This is a genomic window from Mesorhizobium sp. P2_C5_2, assembly GCF_056404535.1.
Map to the genome: position 1 here is coordinate 45,265 of NZ_JBFUDV010000008.1, position 19,511 is coordinate 64,775.

The 19,511-nt window shown below is 63.0% G+C and carries 18 protein-coding genes; 9 read left to right on the forward strand and 9 right to left on the reverse strand.

Translation table 11 applies throughout. The features are described from left to right. Positions 1–225 precede the first annotated feature (225 nt). The 4 genes from AC1D1B_RS26610 to AC1D1B_RS26625 all read left to right on the forward strand — a co-directional run bounded on the left by AC1D1B_RS26610 (position 226) and on the right by AC1D1B_RS26625 (position 4,418). Positions 226–1,143, forward strand: coding sequence for an ABC transporter permease (locus tag AC1D1B_RS26610; RefSeq protein ID WP_477335856.1), 918 nt, complete (start codon positions 226–228; stop codon positions 1,141–1,143). After that, complete coding sequence (locus tag AC1D1B_RS26615) at positions 1,140–1,964, forward strand: ABC transporter permease (protein ID WP_477335858.1); 825 nt, start codon at positions 1,140–1,142, stop codon at positions 1,962–1,964. Before AC1D1B_RS26610 ends, AC1D1B_RS26615 begins: the two co-directional genes overlap by 4 nt. 52 nt (positions 1,965–2,016) lie before the next feature. Beyond that, a complete protein-coding gene (locus AC1D1B_RS26620; protein ID WP_477336120.1) occupies positions 2,017–3,090 on the forward strand; it encodes an ABC transporter ATP-binding protein in 1,074 nt (357 codons plus the stop codon). 182 nt (positions 3,091–3,272) lie between these two features. Further along, positions 3,273–4,418 (forward strand): NAD(P)/FAD-dependent oxidoreductase, encoded by a 1,146-nt coding sequence (locus AC1D1B_RS26625; RefSeq protein WP_477335860.1) that lies wholly within the window; start codon positions 3,273–3,275, stop codon positions 4,416–4,418. Between the two features lie 27 nt (positions 4,419–4,445). Here the strand turns inward: AC1D1B_RS26625 and AC1D1B_RS26630 are convergent, their stop codons facing one another. From AC1D1B_RS26630 to AC1D1B_RS26650, 5 genes are all read right to left on the reverse strand, one after another. Continuing rightward, a complete protein-coding gene (locus AC1D1B_RS26630) occupies positions 4,446–5,732 on the reverse strand; it encodes a flavin monoamine oxidase family protein (protein ID WP_477335862.1) in 1,287 nt (428 codons plus the stop codon). Continuing rightward, on the reverse strand, positions 5,729–6,805 hold the full coding sequence (locus AC1D1B_RS26635) for an extracellular solute-binding protein (RefSeq protein WP_477335864.1): 1,077 nt from the start codon (positions 6,803–6,805) through the stop codon (positions 5,729–5,731). Before AC1D1B_RS26635 ends, AC1D1B_RS26630 begins: the two co-directional genes overlap by 4 nt. A gap of 115 nt (positions 6,806–6,920) precedes the next feature. Beyond that, on the reverse strand, positions 6,921–8,003 hold the full coding sequence (locus tag AC1D1B_RS26640) for an ABC transporter substrate-binding protein (protein ID WP_477335866.1): 1,083 nt from the start codon (positions 8,001–8,003) through the stop codon (positions 6,921–6,923). A gap of 53 nt (positions 8,004–8,056) precedes the next feature. Next, positions 8,057–8,722 (reverse strand): transcriptional regulator BetI, encoded by a 666-nt coding sequence (betI, locus tag AC1D1B_RS26645; RefSeq protein WP_477335868.1) that lies wholly within the window; start codon positions 8,720–8,722, stop codon positions 8,057–8,059. A 27-nt stretch (positions 8,723–8,749) separates the two neighbouring features. Further along, positions 8,750–9,550, reverse strand: a complete 801-nt coding sequence (locus tag AC1D1B_RS26650; protein WP_477335870.1) for a methyltransferase domain-containing protein — start codon at positions 9,548–9,550, stop codon at positions 8,750–8,752. 201 nt (positions 9,551–9,751) lie between these two features. Between AC1D1B_RS26650 and AC1D1B_RS26655 the strand changes: the two genes are divergently transcribed. The 4 genes from AC1D1B_RS26655 to AC1D1B_RS26670 all read left to right on the forward strand — a co-directional run bounded on the left by AC1D1B_RS26655 (position 9,752) and on the right by AC1D1B_RS26670 (position 14,633). Beyond that, the gene (locus AC1D1B_RS26655) at positions 9,752–11,371 is read left to right on the forward strand and encodes a phytoene desaturase family protein (protein ID WP_477335872.1); all 1,620 of its coding nucleotides are present in this window, start codon (positions 9,752–9,754) and stop codon (positions 11,369–11,371) included. Then, positions 11,358–12,923, forward strand: coding sequence for a phytoene desaturase family protein (locus AC1D1B_RS26660; protein WP_477335874.1), 1,566 nt, complete (start codon positions 11,358–11,360; stop codon positions 12,921–12,923). The genes AC1D1B_RS26655 and AC1D1B_RS26660 overlap by 14 nt, the downstream gene beginning before the upstream one ends. Before the next feature lie 211 nt (positions 12,924–13,134). Next, the gene (locus AC1D1B_RS26665) at positions 13,135–14,382 is read left to right on the forward strand and encodes an aminomethyl transferase family protein (protein ID WP_477335876.1); all 1,248 of its coding nucleotides are present in this window, start codon (positions 13,135–13,137) and stop codon (positions 14,380–14,382) included. 2 nt (positions 14,383–14,384) lie between these two features. Then, on the forward strand, positions 14,385–14,633 hold the full coding sequence (locus AC1D1B_RS26670) for a hypothetical protein (RefSeq protein ID WP_477335878.1): 249 nt from the start codon (positions 14,385–14,387) through the stop codon (positions 14,631–14,633). On the opposite strand, the gene AC1D1B_RS26675 is transcribed toward AC1D1B_RS26670, so the two are convergent. The 4 genes from AC1D1B_RS26675 to AC1D1B_RS26690 form a co-directional block, all read right to left on the reverse strand. After that, a complete protein-coding gene (locus AC1D1B_RS26675) occupies positions 14,630–15,688 on the reverse strand; it encodes a dipeptidase (RefSeq protein ID WP_477335880.1) in 1,059 nt (352 codons plus the stop codon). The genes AC1D1B_RS26670 and AC1D1B_RS26675 overlap by 4 nt on opposite strands. Before the next feature lie 115 nt (positions 15,689–15,803). Then, on the reverse strand, positions 15,804–16,103 hold the full coding sequence (locus AC1D1B_RS26680; RefSeq protein WP_477335882.1) for a GNAT family N-acetyltransferase: 300 nt from the start codon (positions 16,101–16,103) through the stop codon (positions 15,804–15,806). After that, positions 16,096–16,728, reverse strand: a complete 633-nt coding sequence (locus AC1D1B_RS26685; RefSeq protein ID WP_477335884.1) for an alpha/beta hydrolase — start codon at positions 16,726–16,728, stop codon at positions 16,096–16,098. Before AC1D1B_RS26685 ends, AC1D1B_RS26680 begins: the two co-directional genes overlap by 8 nt. A 5-nt stretch (positions 16,729–16,733) precedes the next feature. Next, on the reverse strand, positions 16,734–17,666 hold the full coding sequence (locus AC1D1B_RS26690; protein ID WP_477335886.1) for a VOC family protein: 933 nt from the start codon (positions 17,664–17,666) through the stop codon (positions 16,734–16,736). A 220-nt stretch (positions 17,667–17,886) separates the two neighbouring features. On the opposite strand from AC1D1B_RS26690, the gene AC1D1B_RS26695 reads away from it, so the two are divergent. Then, positions 17,887–19,434: an alkaline phosphatase family protein gene (locus AC1D1B_RS26695; protein ID WP_477335888.1), complete on the forward strand. Its 1,548-nt coding sequence runs from the start codon at positions 17,887–17,889 to the stop codon at positions 19,432–19,434. Positions 19,435–19,511 lie beyond the last annotated feature (77 nt).

Below are 19,511 nucleotides of genomic sequence, written 5' to 3' on the forward strand. Positions count from 1 at the left end.
GGCTTTCTTCACTTCATTTTGAATGTCCGTTCAATCAATATTACAGAAATAGCGCTTGATTTCAATCCACGGATGCGCTCATGATGAAAGAAAGCCGGCAAGCTTGGAGCGCGACCAGCAAATCGCGCTCCGCAAAAATTGGGAACAGGCAGCCGGCCCGGTCAATGGGAGCATCATGGCGGGACAGTTCGAACCGGCAACCGAGATCACGCCCGGGGCGCTGCAATGACGGCAGCTGCCGAAGGGGTGCCCGCGCGGCGCATGACGCGAGCCAGGCGAAACGCTCTTCTGCAGTCCGAACCCGTTCAGGGCTTTGCCCTGATCAGCCCGACTTTCCTCTATGCCCTTATTCTTCTGGTGCTGCCGATCCTGGTGGTCTTCGCCCACTCCTTCTGGACGCAGGACTACCTCACCATCGACCACACATTCACGCTGGAGAACTATCGCATCGCGCTGACCGAACCGATCTACCGCGATCTTCTGTGGCGCTCGCTCTACATCTCGCTGACGGTGAGCTTTTTCACCGTCATACTCGCCTATCCCATCGCCTATTTCATTTCCTTCCACGGCGGCCGCCACAAAAGCCTTTGGCTGTTCCTGATCACCATCCCGTTCTGGACCAGCTATCTGCTGCGCGTGATGTCGTGGAAGGTGATCCTCGGCTATAATGGCGTGCTCAATTCCGGCCTCATGGGCCTCGGCATAATCGACGAACCATCGACGGCGCTTCTCTACAATTCCAGCGCAGTCATCATCACGCTGACCCATGCCTGGGCGGCCTTCGCCATCCTGCCGATCTTCGTCTCGCTGGAGAAAGTCGACCGCACCCTGGTCGAGGCGGCCACCGATCTCGGCGACGGCCCGCTGCGTTCCTTCCTGCGCGTGACGCTGCCGCTGTCGACGCCAGGCGTCATCTCGGCGGCGCTGATCGTCATGATCCCGACCGTCGGCGACTACGTCACCCCGAAGCTTGTCGGCGGCAAGGACGGCGTCATGATCGCCAACGCCATCCAGGCGCAGTTCGGCAAGGCATCGAACTGGCCGCTGGGTGCGGCTCTGTCCGTCACCACCATGCTGGTCGTGACGTTAATGGCGGGCGCCACGGTGCTGATTATTCGCGCATTGCAGAGGCTGGCGCGATGACGGCGATGCGGCGCTTCTTTGCCGGCGGCTGGCTGACCGCCTACGCGTTCCTCTACATCGTCTTTCTCTATCTGCCTGTCATCTTCCTGCCGATCTTCTCGATCAACACCGCGCCGACGCCGAAGTTTCCCCTCACCGGCTATACGCTGAAATGGTACGAAGACCTGCCAAAGACGCCGGCGCTGCTTGACGCCGCCTGGAACAGCCTGATCGTCGGCGTCTCGGCATCGGTGCTGGCGACGCTACTCGGCATCCTCGCCGCCCGCTCGATCACCCGCTACCGCTATCCCGGCCGCCGCACCATCAACGGCCTGATCATGGCGCCGCTGGTGCTGCCGGAAATCATCCTCGCCATCTCCATGCTGCTGGTCATGCTGCAGCTCGGCCTGAGCCTGTCGCTGTTCACCGTCGTGCTCGGCCATGTTCTGATCTGCATTCCCTATTCGATGACAGTGCTGACCGCCGGCTTCGAGGGGTTCGACCGCAGCCTCGAAGAAGCCTCGGCCGATCTCGGCGAGAGCGCCTTCGGCACCTTCCGGCGGGTGACGCTGCCGATGGTGGCGCCGGCGATCATTTCCAGCCTGCTGGTCTGCTTCACCATCTCGCTCGACGAGTTCGTCATCGCCTTCTTCCTGACCGGCACCGAGACGACGCTGCCTATCTATATCTGGGGCCAGCTGCGCTTCGCCGCCAAGCTGCCGGGCGTGCTGGCGCTGGGCACGCTGCTCTTGGTTGCCTCTTTCGTCTTGATGACCGTTGCCGAAGTCCTGCGCCGCCGTGCGGCCAGGCGCACCCAGAACGAGGGAGGCCTCTATGCCTGAGCCAACCCAGGCCGAACGGCTCCAGTCCGAGCGGGCCCAATCTGATCGACCTATGATCGAAATCCGCGACGTCACCCGCAGCTATGGCGCCTTCAAGGCGCTCGACGACGCGACGCTGACCATCAGGGAAGGCGAGTTCTTCTCGCTGCTCGGCCCCTCCGGCTGCGGCAAGACCACGCTGCTGCGCATGATTGCCGGTTTCGACAACCCGACCAGCGGTTCGATCTCGGTCGGTGGCCAGTCGATGGAAGGCATCCCGGCCAACCGCCGGCCCACCAACATGGTGTTCCAGAGCTATGCCATCTTCCCGCACCTCAATGTCGAACAGAATGTCGCCTATGGGCTGAAGCGGCTGAAGCTGGGCGCTGTGGAAGAAAAGCGCCGCGTCGAGGAAGCGCTGGCGCAGGTGTCGCTGATCGGCCTCGGCAAACGCCTCGCCACCGAGCTTTCCGGCGGCCAGCGCCAGCGCGTGGCGCTCGCCCGCGCCTTGGTGATGCGGCCCAAGGTGCTGCTGCTCGACGAGCCGCTGTCGGCACTCGACAAGAAGCTGCGCGAGCAGATGCAGGTCGAACTGCGCCGGCTGCAGCAGGCGGTAGGCATCACCTTCGTGCTGGTCACTCACGATCAGTATGAAGCACTCGCAATGTCCGACCGCATCGCCGTGATGTTCGGCGGCAAGATCGCCCAGGTCGCCTCGCCCAAGGAAATCTACCAGCGGCCGGTCAACCGCCAGGTTGCCGACTTCCTCGGCGGCATGAACTTCGTCAAGGCTGAGATCGTCGAGGAGAACGCCGCCTCGCTGGTCGTCGACACGCTGGGCTTCGGCCGTGTCAGGACCGACAAGCCGAAGGCATTCGTGCGCAATGGCGGCGGCGCCACGTTGGGCATCCGGCCGGAGCGCCTGCGCGTGCTGTGGGACAATGCGACGGCCAAATTCGAAGTCGCCGGCAAGGTGGTCGAACGCCACTATTTCGGCGAGATCACCCATCTGATTGTCGAGATACCCGGACTGGAAAAGCCGCTATCGGTGACCGAGACCAATGATTTCGGCGCCGACGACATTCCTGTCGGCACCCCGATCCGCCTCGCCTACGACCCCGAGGCTTTGGTCGCTATGGCCGACTAGGGTCGCGTGGTCACCACTTGTCTGATCCACAGGATTGTAGCAGCGACGTCACGATGGCGAGATAGTTTCTGGCCGTCCTTTCGACGTGGGTTGCGGCCCCGAGGAATTGCTTGAACGTCGACAAGCGCTTCTGACATGGTGGATTTCATCCCGCTTGGAGCAGCAAGGCGTAGGACTTAATCGTGAGCGTTCACAAAGCGATCAAAGTTGCAGTGATCGGACGTGGTCTGATCGGGTCAGCGGCTGCGCGGCATCTGTCCAAGATGGGCCATGATGTGGCGCTCATCGGGCCCGATGAGCCGGCAGATTTTTCGCGCCATGGCGGTGTCTTCGGAAGTCACTACGATGAGGGCCGCATCACGCGGAGGTTCGATTCACAGCCATTTTGGCGGCAAGCGAACTGTGCTGCGATTGCGCGCTACGGCGAGATTTCTGCGGAAAGCGGTGTCGATTTCTACCGGGAAGTCGGCGTGCTTCACCTTGGCCCTGGCGAAAGCACGGATATCGGTTCGGTTGGCGAAATCGCCGCCGAGGCCGGCATCCTTTGTGAAGCCTATGACGATACGGGGCTCACGGAGCGATTTCCGTTTCTGACATCACGGGCGGGCATGCAGGGATATTTCGAGCCGCGGGATGCCGGATACATCAGCCCGCGCCGCCTGGTCCGGGCGCAGACAATCGCGGCGGAGCGCGCCGGGGCTCGGATCATCGACGAGCCTGCTCTGGGGGTTTCGGAAAGCGGCTCCGGTGTGACGATCCGGACGAGATCGGGCAGTGTCGAGGCCGATCGGGTTCTCGTTGCAGCAGGCGGGCATACCCAATCGCTGCTCGGTCAATCATTGGGTTTTACGGTCTATGCGCGCACCACAGTGATGTTTCGGCTTGGTGCGGCCGAGGTTCAACGCCTGGCCGAAATGCCGTCGATGCGTTGTTTCGGGCCTAGGGGCGAGGATCCCTATATTCTGCCGCCGATCCCCTATCCGGACGGCAAAACCTGGCTAAAGCTCGGCGGCGATCCGGTCGATATTCCACTCGAAAGCGAGGCGGACATCAAAGACTGGTTCCGATCGGGCGGATCGGCTCACGTTGCCGACGGACTTCAGAAGCAGATTCTCGACCGTATTCGCGACCTCAAATTCGAAGAACGCCGCGTTGTGCCTTGCATGACCACCTTTGGCGACAGCGGGCTGCCCTGCATCGGACCGCTTTCGCAGCGCGTAACGGTTGCATTCGGCTGCTACGGCAAGAGTGCGAAATGTTCGGACGAATTGGGTCGGCTAGGCAGCATGGCGCTGCTCGGTGACGTCAAAGCAGAGTTCGCGCCATAACCGAGATATTGCATGCCCAAAACTGCCTCATGGCATTTCGAGATCAGCGACGATCTTGCCCGCGGCGATGCGCCCCATCACGATCGCTCCTTCGATATAGCCCGGAAATGACGGCGACAGCTCCGATGATGCGAAGTGGACCGGGGCTGCGCCGGCACGGATCGTGCGTTCGGCATCACGTGCCGTCACATCGACAATGAGGTCACTGTAGGCGCCACCGCTCCAACGGTCCTCGATCCAGTCCCGTTGGTTGAAATCGAGAGTGTCCGCCGCCTCGCGGCCGAGCACATCCACCAGCCTTGCCGTTACTTCCGCGCGCAACGCAGCATCGTCGAGCGGGCGCCAACGCAGCGCCAACGGTCCGCCGACGAAGACGACCAGCGCCGCATGTTCCGCATCCTTGCTTGCGTCGCAGGCGAACAGGCCTGGCAGGTCGCGCCACATCACCATGCCGCACAGGTCGCGCTCGCGCCAGAACGGTCTGGGATAGCGCACCAGGATCTTGATCACCGCGCCGCTTTCCCAGACGCCGAGCGCCTTGCCGAGAGCTGGCGGCAAGGCGGGCGCGAAATCGAGCTTCGCGGCCGTCGCCGGCGGCAGCGCGACCAGCACTTTTCGTGCGTCGATGACGCTACCGGCCGAAACGACACGGACGCCATGCGGCCCGTGCTCGATGCGCGTGACGGGTTCACTGAGCCACACCCGATCGCCGAGATCGCCGGCCAGATCCTTGGCCAGTGACTGCATGGTGTCGCGCAAAGAATACTGCAGCTCAGGCACCTCGTTGGTGATGCGACGGTCATTGTCGATCAGGTACCACAGCGGCACCTTGTCCATCGCCAGGCACCACAGGCCCTCGATCATCGACCGGAAAGCCGTCTTGGCGTCAGTAGGATCAGGCTGGCGTTCGAGCCAGGCGGCAACGCTCATGCCGGCGATCGAAGGGTCGTCCGGCTCGATCGCATTCATGCGCTCGCGGATCGCCATCGCGCCGTAATAGGTCCGTTCGGCCTGTTCGACCGACAGTGACGGATGGGTGATGAAATCGCCATTCACATAGGTCTCGACGAAGGCCTTGCCGCGGGCCGCCGCCAACGCCGTCACCTCCGGCATGTCTTCGCAGAAAAACTGGCCGCCGCTGTCGATCCGTTCGCCACGCCCGTTGCGAACCGCTTCGACCCTGCCGCCGACACGGTCGCGCGCTTCAAGCAGCACGAAATCTATGCCAGCTTGCTTCAGTTCAAGCGCAGCCGACAAGCCGGTGAAACCGGCGCCGACGATAACGACGTCGGTTCTTTCCAATGCGGTGGTCAATAGCCGGCCTTGATCTTCTCGAATTCCGTGACCATGCGCTGCTTGAGCTCGGGCGGCACCGGCTGCTGAAACAGCGTCTTGTCGAGGAACTTGTCGAGATTGTCGAAGCCACGCTCGGTCAGCACCTGGTGGTCGATCGCCGCCATCCCGGCACTATTGCCGTGGCCATAGCCGAAGGTCTTGACCAAGTAATCGGACACGGCATGCGCGTTGACCGCGCTCAGGAAATCATAGGCCTGATCGAGCTTGCCCGGCGCGTCCTTCATCAGCACATAGCCGCACACCCAGGTCGAAATGCCTTCCTTGGTGTCGCGGTTCATGGCGATGGGCATACCTTGGCCCTTGAGCGTCACGAAGGTCTCGTTCCAGCCCCAGACGAGGTCGACCTCATTGCCGGTAAAAGCCTGGTTGAGGTCGGTGTCGTCGGTCCAGTAGAAGCGGACGTTCTTGTGGACGTCGCGCAGGAAGGCGGACGCCTCCTGGAACTGCGCATCGGTCATCTTGGTCCAGTCCTTCAGGCCTATGACCAGGCTTGCCAGCGCATAGGCGTCGTCGACATTGTCGCCGATGGTAACGCGCCCTTTGAATTTCGAATCGGCGAAAATCCTCAGCGACTGCGCCTCTTCAGCCGTCACCTTGTCGGTGCGGTAGAGCAGCGATGTGTTGCCCCAGTCGAACGGCATGAACCAGGCTTTGCCGTCGGCGGTGACGGCGAGATCCTTCATCGCCATGATGCCGGGATTGAGGTCCTTCCAGCCGGCGATCCTGGATGTATCGAGCGGCTGCAGAATGCCGGCCGCACGCCATTTGGCGACGCTTTGCGAACAGGGGTGGGCGATGTCCGCCTTGAAGCCGGCCCGCATCTTCTCGAAGGCTTCGTCCTCGTCGCCGAAGAAAGCGAAGGTCGGCTCGGCGCCGTATTTGGCAGTGTAGTCGGGATGCAGCAGCGGATCCTCATAGCCCGACCAGTCGAACACGACGAGGTCGCCACCGCCCTCGGCATAAGCCAGCACGGCGCCGGCGCCCACCGTTAAGGCAGCGGCAAGGGCAAGGCGGCGAAGCATGGAATTCATGGTGCGAAACTCCTCATCGCTAAAAGCAGCCGGGCGACGTTACGGAATTTCAGCGACCTTGGCGAGACCGTCTGCCCGGTGCGATCACGGGCAGACGGATGAAGCCTGACGGGGCTTAGTAGCCCGCTTTGATCTTCTCGAATTCGGCGATCATCTTGAGCTTGAGCGCCGACGGCACCGGCGATTGGAACAGTGTCTTGTCGACGAATTTCTGTACGTCGTCATAGCCCTTTTCCTTCAGGATCGCCGGGTCGACGCCGGCCATGCCTTTGGCATTGGCCTGGCCATAGCCCCAGTCCTTGACCAGCACCTTGGCGGTCTCGGGATCGTTGATCGCGTTCAGGTAGTCATAGGCCTTGTCGACATTGTCGGGTGCGTCCTTGAACAGGACATAGCCGCAGACCCAGGTCGAGATGCCTTCGTCAGTGTCCTTCTTGGCCTTGATCGGCACACCGGCGGCGACCGACTGTACCGTCGCATCGTTCCATGCCCAGGCGAGATCGACCTCGCCGCCACTCAGCAACTGCACGACGTCGGTGGTGTCGGTCCAGTAAGAGCGGACATTCTTATGCACCTGCCGCAGGAAGTCGGAAGCCTGCTTGAACTGGTCGTCCGTCATCTTGGTCCAGTCCTTCAGCCCGATGGCGAGGCTGGCCAGCGCATACGCGTCGTCGACATTGTCGCCGATCGATACGCGCCCCTTGAATTTGGGATCGGCGAAGGCCTTCAGCGACTGCACGTCCTTCTCGTCGATCTTGGAGGTGTTGAAGGTGACCTGCGTGTTACCCCAGTCCCACGGCATGAACCAGGCCTTGCCATCCGACGTGGTCGCCAGATCCTTCATCGCCATGATGCCGGGATTGAGGTCTTTCCAGCCGGTGATCTTCGAGGTGTCGAGCGGCTGCAACAGTCCGGCCTCACGCCACTTTGTCACGCTCTGCGAGCAGGGATGGCCGAGATCGGCCTTGAACCCGGAGCGCACCTTCTCGAAGGCTTCGTCCTCATCACCGAAGAAGGCGAAGGTCGGCGAGTCGCCGTTCTTCTCGACATATTTCGGGTGGAAGCTCGGGTCTTCATAGCCGGACCAGTCGAACACGATCAGGTCCTTGTCGGCGGCGATCGCAAGTGCTGCGGCCGAAGCCGCCAACGTTGCGGTCAGCGCTAATGTCAGTGTCAGGCGTCGGGTTATGCTTTTCATGCTGTTCCATCCTCTTTGTCGTTGCGTTGCCGGCTCGACTGGCCGGCTTTTGGTTATGCGTAGTGTTTGGGAAAGGCCACGGCGAGGAATGCGTTCGCCGCTTGCAGGGCGGTTTCGCGCGTGGTGTCTTCGGTTCCCATCATCAGCCGCAGCCACAACCCTTCCAGCATGGCCGACAGCGCCAGCGCCATCACCTGCGGCTCATAGGCATAGCCGCCGCTCTGCTTGAGCGTCGCGCAGAGATCGATGAAGACCTGCTGGTAGTATGCGTCCCGGGAACTGCTCAGCGCCTGATAGGTTGGCCGCGACTTGGCCTCGCCCCAGAACGCGCACCAGGCGGCGAGCTTGCGCTTGTTGCAGATCGAGCGGTCGAAGTCGGCCCACACCAGGACCTGCAGTTGGCGGGCTGGATCATCCCCTGCTTTCTGCAGGGCAGCGCGCCAATGCGCCGAATACTCGTCATACATGTGCTGCAGCGTCGCGATGAGCAGCTTCTCCTTGCTCTCGAAATGAAAGTTGACGATGCCGCGCGACAGGCCGGCGCCATCGGCAACATCGGCCATCGTCGTCTCCGAATAGCCGCGCTTGGCGAGCGAATCGATCGTCGCCTCGATCAGCTGTAGTTGCCTGACTTCCTTCGACGCCTTGCGGCCGCGTTTTTCCGTTTCATTTTTTCCAGACAGGTCAGAGGATCGCTCCTCACGCGCTGCAGCTTTCATCGGTGCCGTCATGCTCCACATTGCCGGCTATCCCACCATAGCCGGCTTCCACCCGCGAAGATGAGTGGGACGGTGCTCGCCACTGTCAAGCACGTTCTGCATGGCTTCCCAGGTTCGTATGTTCTTGTCGACATAGGCCGCCCCGACCGCTGCCGCCGCCGTCTGGTAGAGCGGGCCTTTCAGCCTCTCCAGCTCACCGCGCGCGACTTCGCGATACCAGGGATTGCGATCCTTGACCGCGACATCGGCAAAGCCGGCGCGGCGCATCGCCTGCGCATAGCGCGCCGGCGACGCCATGGCGAAGGACAGGCCTTCAGCCGCGACATAGGCTTTCATCTCAGGCGACGGCTCGCCGTCATGGCCAATCAACCAGTCGGAAGCGGCAAAGACGCCGCCCGGTTTCAGCACGCGAAAAATCTCGGCAAACAGCGCGTCCTTGTCGGGCACATGCAGCAGCGCATCCTTGGAGAAGACGACATCGAACGAGGCATCGGCGAAAGGCAGCGGCCCTGGCGGCGCCTGGATGAAGCTGGCGCGGTCTGAAAGCCCGCACGCGGCGGCGCGTTTCATCGCTGCCTCGATCACCGGCAGCTCGACATCGAAACCGGTGGCGTGCGCGGTGCCGTGACGCTCGATCAGATGCAGCGCGATGCCACCAGAGCCGCAGCCAATATCGAGGACGGTCTTGCCGGTCAGCGACAGCCCCTCGACCACCCGGTCAACCTCATCAGGTCCGCCCGGCGACAGGTAACCTTCGCCCCACAACGCCTCGAGGAAGCGGATGGCCGTGTCGTCATATTCCGGTTCGGCATCTGCCGTTTCGATCATCGAACCTCGGTCCTATCAGCCGAATTGCGAACGTTCGATTGCCGGCAAAGCGTAGCGCATACCAGAGAAAACGCAAGACTATTTGTTGAACATTCATTCAATATGGCTGGACAAAATGCCGACTGCCATGCCAAATTCCGCGCATTTGGGAACGAGATCACGCAAAAATGAACGCGGATCGCCTAGGGAAAACGGACGAGAATGAAAGCTTGGGATGCGATCATCATCGGCGGCGGCCACAACGGCCTGGTCAACGCCTGCTACTTGCAGCGCGCCGGGCTCGACGTGCTCGTCGTAGAGAAAAACGACTGGGTCGGCGGCGCCGCCACCAGCCGCGAATTGACGCCGGGCTTCCTCTATTCCAACTGCTCCTATGTCTGCTCGCTGTTTCGCCCCGAGATCATGCGCGACCTCGAACTGCCGCGCTTCGGCCTGCAGGTCATCTCTTATGAAGGCGGCGCCGTGTTCACCCGCGACGGCGACTATCTCGCCAACTACCGCGACCATGATGCGCACCGGCGCGAATTCGCCCGCTTCTCCAAGCGCGACGCCGAAGCCTATGACCGCTATTCGCGCGACGTGACGCGGCAGTGCCGCTTCATCCAGCCGCTGTTGATGCGCACCGCACCCGACCCGACCAGCCTCAAGCCGCGCGACCTCGGCGAACTGCTCTATCTCGGCAAGAAGTTCGCCGGCCTGTCGGCCGAGGAAATGGCGCTGACGCTGCGCTTCTGGACCATGTCGATCTCGGAATTCCTCGACGAATATTTCGAGACCGATGTCATCAAGGCGAACTTCGCGCTGTCCGGCATCATCGGCACCGCGCTCGGGCCGATGTCGCCCGGCACGGCCTATGTGCTGCTGCATCACTATATGGGCGAGGTCGACGGCTCGGTCGGCGCCTGGGGCTATGCGCGCGGCGGCATGGGTGCCGTCACCAAGGCGCTCGCCGCCTCCTTCAAGGCGTCAGGCGGCACTATTCGCACCGGCGCCGAGGTCGACCATGTGCTGGTTGGCCGGGGCAAGGCGAAAGGCGTGGTGCTGGCCGGCGGCGAGGAGATTTACGGCAAGCTCGTCGTCTCCAACGCCGACGTCAAACGCACCTTCCTGAAACTGGTCGAGGAAAAGGAACTGCCCGATATTTTTCTGCGGCGGGTGAAGAACTTCAAGATCCGCGGCTCGTCCGGCAAGGTCAACGTCGCGCTCGATTCGCTGCCGGAATTCCCGGCACTGCCGAAGGACTCGCCGGTCTATCGCGGCGACATGCATTTCACCGATTCGATGGAGCGCATGGAGCGCGGCTATGACGACTGGAAGGCCGGGCGCTGGTCGGCCGACCCGTTCCTCGACATGGTCATCCCGACGACGCTCGACCCGACCATGGCGCCGCCGGGCAAGCATTTCATGAGCTGCTTTGTGCAGTACGCGCCGCCCAAGGTGAACGGCCATGACTGGACCGACGCCGACCGCGACGGTTTCGCCGAAAGCGTGGTTGCGCAGATCGCCGAATACTCGCCGGGCTTCCGCGACCGCATCGTCCACATGGAGGTGCGCACGCCGCGTGAGATCGAGGCCGAGGTCGGTCTCACCGAAGGCAACATTTTTCAGGGCGAACTGACCTTCGACCAATTGCTGTTCAACCGTCCCGTGCCGGGCTACGCGCAATACCGCTCGCCGGTCGGGGGCCTCTATATGTGCGGCTCCTCGACCCATCCCGGCGGTGGCGTCATGGGTGCACCCGGCCGCAATGCGGCAGCTGAAATCCTGCGCGACCTCGCCAAGTCAACCTCGCATATGAGCCCGGCCCATGACGTCATTTGATGCAATCGTCATTGGCGGCGGCCACAATGGCCTTGTCGCTGCCGCCACGCTGGCGAAAGCCGGCCGCAAGGCACTGGTGCTGGAAGCCACGACCGAAGTCGGCGGTGCCGCGCGCACCGAAGACTTCGCGCCCGGCTTTCGCGTCTCCTCGATCGCCCATGTGCTGAACCGCCTGCATCCCGATGTGGTAAAGACGCTGGAGCTGGAAAAGCACGGGCTGCAAATCGCACGCAACGACTTCATCCCGTCGGTTGCGCTGTCGAAAGACGGACCGCCGCTGGTCCTGCATGGTGCCTATGGCGAAGTGCTGACCGGTTCCACTTCGTCCGAGCAATCGGCCTGGAAGGAATTGCGCGCGCAACTCATGCGCTATGCCGGCATATTGAAACCCTTCCTGTCGCGACGCCCGCCCGATCTCGCCGGCATGTCGCTTGCCGAGACCGCAGCGCTCGGCCAGACGGCGCTGGCGCTGAAGAAGCTCGGCAAGGAAGACATGCGCGACTTCCTGCGCGTTCTCCTGATGAACGTCGCCGACCTGCTCGACGAGCAGCTTGCCGATATCAGGCTGAAGGGCCTGCTTGCCTTCGACGCGACGCTTGGAAGCCATCTCGGTCCGCGCTCGCCGACCTCGCTACTTGGCCTCTACTACCGGCTGGCGGGCGAGACTGGCGGTGCGGCCGGAGCTCAGATGCTGCCGACAGGCGGCATGGGCGCGGTCGTCGCCGCGATCTGCGCGGCGGCGGAGAAAGCCGGCGTCACCATCCGCACCGCGGCACCGGTGGCAAGCATCATCGTCGAGAAAGGCCGCGCCGTCGGAGTCGCGCTCGACAACGGCGAAATGCTGCGCGCCAGAACGATTGTCTCGGCTATCAACCCCGCGACCACAATGCTCGACCTCGTCGGGCCGCGCGAGATCGACACTGGCTTTGTGCGCAAGGTCAAAAACATCCGCATGAAGGGCGATGCGGCGAAGCTCCATCTAGCGCTCGACCAGCCGCCGCAATTTTCCGGCGTCGACGCCGCCGGTCACAAGGGCCGCCTGGTCATCGCGCCCTCGCCCGACCATGTCGAGCGCGCTTTCAACCCGTCGAAATATGGCGAATTCTCAGCCGAACCGGTGATGGAAATCACCTTGCCCTCGCTCGCCGACCCGTCGCTCGCGCCCGCCGGCGCCTGCGTGCTGTCGGCGGTGGTGCAATATGCGCCCTATGCGCTGAAGGAAGGCTGGGATGCCGGCAAGCCGAAATTCCTCAAAGCCGTCATGGCACAGCTTGAAGCCTACGCCCCCGGCATCGGCAAGTCCGTGCTGCATGCCGAGCTTTTGACGCCGGCCGATATCGAAGCCAATTACCGCATGCCGGGCGGCCACTGGCACCACGGCGAGTTACAGGCCGACCAGATGCTGATGTCGCGGCCGGTCTCCGGCTGGTCGGGTTACGACACGCCGGTCGACGGGCTGTTCCTGGCCGGTGCCGGCTCGCATCCCGGCGGCGGCGTCTCCGGCGCGCCTGGCCTCAATGCCGCCAAACGCATCATCGCGACGAAGGGGTGAGCATGATTTTGCAATTCGCCAACCCCGCGCTCTACGGCGCCCCCCTCTGTCCTGCCGGACATCTCCCCCACTTGGGGGGAGATCAGCAGCTTCGGCGCAACCGATCATTCCCGGGATGTTGGCATTTGGCGAAAGCCGCGACGACGGCTGATCTCCCCCCTCGTGGGGGAGATGTCCGGCAGGACAGAGGGGGGCGCGAAGGATCGCCATCATGAACCATCAACCCACCATCAAATCAAAGACCCGCACCGCCGCGCAATCGCATTTCCGCGCGCTGCGTCTCGGCACCCCGTTCCAGCCACGCATCGACGCACTCGCCAAGACCCAGGACTGGTACAACTGGGCCGGCTATCGCGCGCCGCATTCGCTGTGGGACGAGGAGCTCGAATATTTCGCCATCCGCAGCCAGGCGGCGTTGTTCGACATCTCGCCAATGACCAAATACCGCATTGAAGGCCCCGATGCCGAAGCCGTCCTTGATCGCGTCACGCTGCGCGACGTCACCAAGCTGAAGCCGGGCCGCGTCCACTACACCGCTTGGTGCGACGATGAAGGTTTCGTCCTCGACGACGGCACGCTGTTCCGGCTGTCGCCGACCCGCTTCCGGCTATGTTCGCAGGAACGGCATTTGCCCTGGCTTCTCGACAGCGCCATCGGCTTCAATGTTGTGATCGAGGAAGAGACCGAAAGCGTCGCCGGTCTGGCGCTGCAAGGCCCGACTTCCTTCGCCGCACTTCGCGATGCCGGATTTTCCGGTGTCGAGAAATTGAAGATCTTCGACCTCGCCGAATTCCCGCATGATGGCGGCCCCCAAGGAACCTGCCAAGTCACCATCTCGCGCACCGGCTTCACCGGCGATCTCGGCTACGAACTGTTCGTGCCGGCCGAAAAGGCTCTCAGCCTCTGGGACCGGCTGATGACGTCAGGCGAACTGCGCGGCATTCGCGCCATCGGCTACACCGCCCTTAACCGCGCCCGGCTGGAAGCAGGGCTGATCGTCGCCAATGCCGATTTTACCACCGCCGAACATGCCATTCGCGCCGACCGTCTGCGCACGCCGGACGAGATCGGCCTCGGCTTCATGGTCGACCTGGAAAAAGGCCATTTCAACGGCCGCCGCGCCATCCTCGAAGCCCGCACCAAACGCAAGCTGCGCTATGTGCTGGTCGGACTGGAGATCGAAGGCAACATCCCGGCCGAACACGCCATCGTCTATCACAAGAAGCATCAGGAGGTCGGCCTGGTCAGCGCCGCCATGTGGTCGCCGATGGCCAAGCGCAACATCGCCATCGCTTCGCTGGCGCGGCCCTACGGTGATACAATGGTGGAAGACCTCTGGGTCGAGATCTACGCCATGCGCGAGCTGCAGTACCAGAAGCTGATGAAGCGGGCCAAGGTGGTGGCTCGTCCCTTCATCAAGCTCGACCGCCGCACCGCCAATCCGCCGGCGGATTTCTGATCATGGCCGACGAAGCCGATGATGCGACGGAAGCCGCCGAACAGTGGCAGCTGGTGAATACGCCGCTCGGCGAAAAATGGTCCGGCCGCACGCGCTACGCCGCCGCCATGTATTTCTACAAGCGTGGCGAGATGAGCGCCGAGACGCTCGAGGTTTACCGCATCTGCGCGCGGCTGGATTCGGAGAACCCGCTGCCGATCATCAGGGATCGCGGCACCGGCCAGGACTGGCTGAAGCGCATGGGCGCCTAGCCGATCGTCCTTTCCAGCACATTGAGCCAGTTGCGATAGGCGATCTTCTCGATCAGTGCGCGGCCGAAACCGCGCGCGGCCAGTGCATCGATCAGCTTCGGCAGGCCGGCAACGTCGCCGATGACGGCCGGGATCATGGCGCCGTCGAAATCGGAGCCGAGGCCAACGCCATCCTCGCCCAGCGCCTGCAACAGCGAATCGACATGGCGCACCATGATGTCGAGGCTGGTGTCTGAATTCATCCGGCCGTCGTCGCGCAGGAAGCCGGTGGCGAAGTTCAGCCCAACCATGCCGCCAGTCTCGCGGATGGCGCCGAGCTGCCAGTCGGTGAGGTTGCGCGAATGGCCGCAGAGCGCATGCACGTTCGAATGGGTGGCGACCAGCGGCGCATCGCTGAGCGCGGCGACATCACGAAAGCCTTTCTCGTTGAGGTGCGAAAGGTCGATCATGATCCGCAGCTGATTGCAGGCCTTGACCAAGGCCTTGCCGGCATCGGTCAGTCCCGGCCCGGTGTCGGGTGACGACGGAAAACGAAACGGCACGCCATGGCCGAAGGCGTTGGGCCGGCTCCAGACGATGCCGAGCGAGCGCAGGCCGGCCTCATAGAGCACGTCGAGCAACGTGAGCTCGGGGTCGATCGCCTCGACACCTTCGATGTGGAACACCGCCGCGATCGTATCTTTCGCCATCGCCGCGCGCACGTCGGCGGCACTCCTGCAAACGGTCAGCGCCCCCGCCCGCTCCAGCCGAAACAGGATCGAAGCCATGGCGATGGTGGACGTCAGCGCATCAGCGCGCGGCAGCTCCGGCGGCAGCGGCTCATTGTCGCTTGGCGCCGGCGGCACAGCGCTGCGCTTGGCCTTCTCCACCGGCGGCGGAAAGATCGCGAACATGCCGCCGGCAAAGCCGCCCTTCCTGGCGCGCGGCAGATCGATATGGCCGCCCTGAGTCCCCTCGATGAACAGCTTTTCGACGTCCGTGTCCTTCGACTGGTAAAGTCTCAGCAGCGTGTCGTTGTGGCCGTCGAAGACGGGGACGAGATTGGATTCGGTCATCAGGAAGCCATTCGATTGAGGAGCTGCAGGCGCAAACCGCGCCTGCGGGCGATACCTCTATCTAGGCAAGATGGCCGAATCGCGCAAATGCCAGACGCGTGTTTGGTTGCCTGGCCTATTGCTTCAGCACATCGGCCCATTCTGGATGGCGGCGGAACTGGGCGTTGGCGAACGGGCAGAGCGGGATGATCTTCTTGCCCGACACCCGCGCATCCTCGACAGCGCGGGTGACGAGCCGAAGCCCGGCGCCCTGGCCGCGAAACACGTCCGGCACTTCGGTGTGATCGATGATGATCTGGTGCTCGCCGATCTTGGTGAAGGTCATCTCCGCCTCGGCGCCGCCCGGCCCGCGCAGGACATAGCGGCCCTTGGAGCCGCGGTCCTCCAGTTCTATCTCTGGCAATTGGTCAGGCATTGCTTGCTCCTTCAACCGGCGAGGCGGCGAAGAGCCGCCTTGCCGCTTCGATCTCGTTCGGCCGCACCTCGTGGCCACCATCGTGCCATTCCACTGTGACATCGGCGCCATCGGCGCGCAAATAGGCTTCCAGCCGCGAGGTCAGATTGGGCGGGCAGATCGGATCGCGCTTGCCCGCGGTGACCAGGATGCGGCGGCCGGTAAGGCTGCCCTTCACCTCAGGTTCGAACGGGATTAACGGGTGCATCAGCACCGCCGCGTCAAACAGCTCGGGCGCGGCAAATATCACCGACGCCAGGATGTTGGCGCCGTTGGAATAGCCGAGGCCCAACACCGAAGACGGTTTTGCCGCCGCAATCTGCGCCTTGATGAAACCGGCCATCTTGCCAGTCGCCCGGCCGAGGTCGTCCATGTCGTAGACACCCTCGCCGGTACGGCGGAAGAAGCGCGCCGCACCGTGCTCGGAGACATCGCCGCGCGGCGACACGATCGTCGCCTGGGGCGCAAGGTCGCGCCCCAGCGACAGCAACTGGCTCTCGTCCGCCCCGGTGCCGTGGAAGACGAAGAGCAGTGTGCCGCCGGGCGAACCCGGCAGCGTCTTGTGGATGTAAGCGTCCTTACTCATCGTCTTCAGCCTTCCAGCTTCTGCAGGTGCTGTTCGAGATAGGGTCTGAGATGCTGGTGCTGCGTCGGCAGCTTCAGCGCCTCGCCGAGATGGGCGGTGTCCTCGTCACGGTCGAAGCCCGGTTCGGTGGTGGCGACTTCGAACAGCACGCCGCCCGGCGTGCGGAAGTAGATCGCCCAGAAATAGTCGCGGTCGATCACCGGCGTCACGCCATAGCCTGTATCGATCAGTGCCTTGCGCACTTCGAGCTGCTTGGCGCGGTTCTCCACCGCGAACGCGACATGGTGGACCGAGCCGGCGCCGAGATTGGCGAAGCCAGCCGTCGGCAGCGATTCGATGTCGACGACATCGGCGCCGTTGCCGTTCTTCACCGCCAACCGGCTGACATTGCCGGACTTGTCGACTTCCTCATAACCCATGAACTTCAGCAGCTCCTCGGTGGCGCCGCCATCCTTGAGGCGCAGCGACACCGAGTGGAAGCCACGGATCGCTTCGTCGGCGGGAATGCCGCCCTTTGTCCATGGCGCGCGGCCGTCGACCTTGTCTTCGACCAGCGCGAAGCCGTCGCCATCGGGACCGGCGAAGGCGAGACGCTTTTCGCCGAACGCTTCTTCGCGCGACAGGCCGGCAACGCCTTCATCGGCAAAGCGCTTCTCCCAATAGCCGAGCGTACCCGCAGGCACCGAATAGGCTGTGGTGCCGACTTCGCCAACGCCATGGCGGCCCCTGGCAATGTCTGGGAACGGAAAATAGGTCATCACCGAGCCCGGCGTGCCGTGCTCGTCGCCATAATAGAGGTGATAGACGTCAGGCGCGTCGAAGTTGACGGTCTTCTTGACCCGGCGCAGGCCGAGCTTGTGCGTGAAGAAATCATTGTTCTGGCGCGCATCGCCGGCCATTGACGTGACGTGATGCAGGCCCTTGATCTGGTCGAGCATTGTCTTGCTCCTTCCCTTGGTGTTTGCGGCCCTTGCCGCTGTCCAGGCCTATATGAGGGTCCGCCCGGCAATGGCAAAGACGCCAAACTCAGAATGGACTGTATCCTAATAGTGAACGACAGAAAATTTTCGTTCACCATTTCAGCGAGAGCGAGACAGGCTTGCGCCGCCGCCAGTATCCGGTCCATTGAACGTCTTCCCGACGTGACAGGATAGAGCATTGGCCGTGAAAAGCAGACGCCCGAACATCCTCCTGATCTCCTGCGACCAGTGGCGCGGCGATTGCCTGTCGGCTGCCGGCCATCCCGTGGTGAGAACGCCGAATGCCGATGCGCTCGCCGCCGAGGGCGTCCTTTTCAAGCGGCATTACGGCGGCGCGGCGCCCTGCTCGCCGGCCCGCGCCTGCCTCTACACCGGCCTCTACCAGATGAACAATCGCGTCTGCCGCAACGGCACGCCGCTCGACACCCGCCACGGCAACATCGCGCTATCGGCTCGCGCCCTCGGCTATGATCCGACTTTGTTCGGCTACACCGACGTCTCGTCCGATCCACGCACAATGGCGCCGGGCGACCCCCGCCTGAAAAGCTATGAGGGCGTGCTGCCCGGCTTCAGCGTGCGCCAGTTCCTGCCCGAGCATCAGAAACCGTGGCTCTCATGGCTGAAGGCGCGTGGCGTCGACACCAGCGCCGGCTCTCCCGGCATTCATCGCCCTGTCGGCGAACAGGTTAGCGACGCGGTGACCAACGCGCCGCCTGTCTATTCCAGGGACGAAACGCCGACCGCGTTCCTCGCCGGCGAATTCATGCGCTGGCTGGACGAACAGGATGCGCCATGGTTCGCGCATGTCTCTTTCATCAGCCCGCATCCGCCCTTCATCGTGCCGGAGCCCTACAACACGCTTTATGATCCAGCCGACGGTCCGGCCTTCCGTCGTGGCGCAAGCTGGCAGGCGGAAGCAGAAAGCCATCCCTATCTGGCTTATGACCTCGGTCGCCAGAAGCGGAGAAGTTTCCGCCCCGGCACGGACGGCAAGGTCTGCGACTGGGGCGACGACAATCTCCGCGCCATCCGCGCGATCTATTACGGCCTGATTTCGGAAGTCGACGCGCAGCTTGGCCGCATCTGGCAAACGCTCAAGGCGGCGAATGCCTGGGACGACACCATCATCGTACTGACGTCGGACCATGCCGAGATGATGGGCGACCATTTCATGCTGGGCAAAGGCGGCTTCTTCGACGGCAGCTATCACATCCCGCTGATAGTGCGCGACCCGCGCCGCGGTAATGCAGCCGGCTCGACCGTCAACCACTTCACCGAGGCTGTCGACATCTTCCCGACCTTGCTTGATCTGCTGGATGCCGACGCACAGCCGCATCTCGACGGCCGCTCGCTGAAGCCGTTCCTGGACGGCGAAACATCAGCGGATTGGCGCGACGCCGCACATTGGGAATTCGATTTCCGCTCGATTGCCAACGGTGAAGCCGAGCGGCATTTCGGCATCGATTCACGCCAATGCAATCTCGCCGTCATCCGCACGGAAAAATTCAAATACGTGCATTTCGGTGGCGGCCTGCCGCCGCTGCTCTTCGACTTGTCGAAGGATCCGGGCGAACTGATCAACGTCGCCAGCGACCCGGCCTATCTCAGCGTGCGGCTTGAATTTGCGGAGCGCCTGCTTGCCTGGCGCGCCGAACATCTCGACCAGTCCGTAGCACTGGCGGAACTGACGGATGATGGCGTGGTTGGGTACGTGGGTAGGCAGTAGGCAGTAGGCAGTAAATCTCGGCGGCTTGATGCTTAGCCACCTAATTCCTCGCCTACTGCCTAATCCCTACTGCCCTA

Coding starts and splice junctions, on each gene's coding strand:
- AC1D1B_RS26610 (WP_477335856.1), top strand. CDS start 226: ATGACGGCAGCTGCCGAAGGGGTGCCCGCGCGGCGCATGACGCGAGCC.
- AC1D1B_RS26615 (WP_477335858.1), top strand. CDS start 1,140: ATGACGGCGATGCGGCGCTTCTTTGCCGGCGGCTGGCTGACCGCCTAC.
- AC1D1B_RS26620 (WP_477336120.1), top strand. CDS start 2,017: ATGATCGAAATCCGCGACGTCACCCGCAGCTATGGCGCCTTCAAGGCG.
- AC1D1B_RS26635 (WP_477335864.1), bottom strand. CDS start 6,805: ATGAATTCCATGCTTCGCCGCCTTGCCCTTGCCGCTGCCTTAACGGTG.
- AC1D1B_RS26640 (WP_477335866.1), bottom strand. CDS start 8,003: ATGAAAAGCATAACCCGACGCCTGACACTGACATTAGCGCTGACCGCA.
- betI (WP_477335868.1), bottom strand. CDS start 8,722: ATGAAAGCTGCAGCGCGTGAGGAGCGATCCTCTGACCTGTCTGGAAAA.
- AC1D1B_RS26650 (WP_477335870.1), bottom strand. CDS start 9,550: ATGATCGAAACGGCAGATGCCGAACCGGAATATGACGACACGGCCATC.
- AC1D1B_RS26655 (WP_477335872.1), top strand. CDS start 9,752: ATGAAAGCTTGGGATGCGATCATCATCGGCGGCGGCCACAACGGCCTG.
- AC1D1B_RS26660 (WP_477335874.1), top strand. CDS start 11,358: ATGACGTCATTTGATGCAATCGTCATTGGCGGCGGCCACAATGGCCTT.
- AC1D1B_RS26665 (WP_477335876.1), top strand. CDS start 13,135: ATGAACCATCAACCCACCATCAAATCAAAGACCCGCACCGCCGCGCAA.
- AC1D1B_RS26670 (WP_477335878.1), top strand. CDS start 14,385: ATGGCCGACGAAGCCGATGATGCGACGGAAGCCGCCGAACAGTGGCAG.
- AC1D1B_RS26675 (WP_477335880.1), bottom strand. CDS start 15,688: ATGACCGAATCCAATCTCGTCCCCGTCTTCGACGGCCACAACGACACG.
- AC1D1B_RS26680 (WP_477335882.1), bottom strand. CDS start 16,103: ATGCCTGACCAATTGCCAGAGATAGAACTGGAGGACCGCGGCTCCAAG.
- AC1D1B_RS26685 (WP_477335884.1), bottom strand. CDS start 16,728: ATGAGTAAGGACGCTTACATCCACAAGACGCTGCCGGGTTCGCCCGGC.
- AC1D1B_RS26690 (WP_477335886.1), bottom strand. CDS start 17,666: ATGCTCGACCAGATCAAGGGCCTGCATCACGTCACGTCAATGGCCGGC.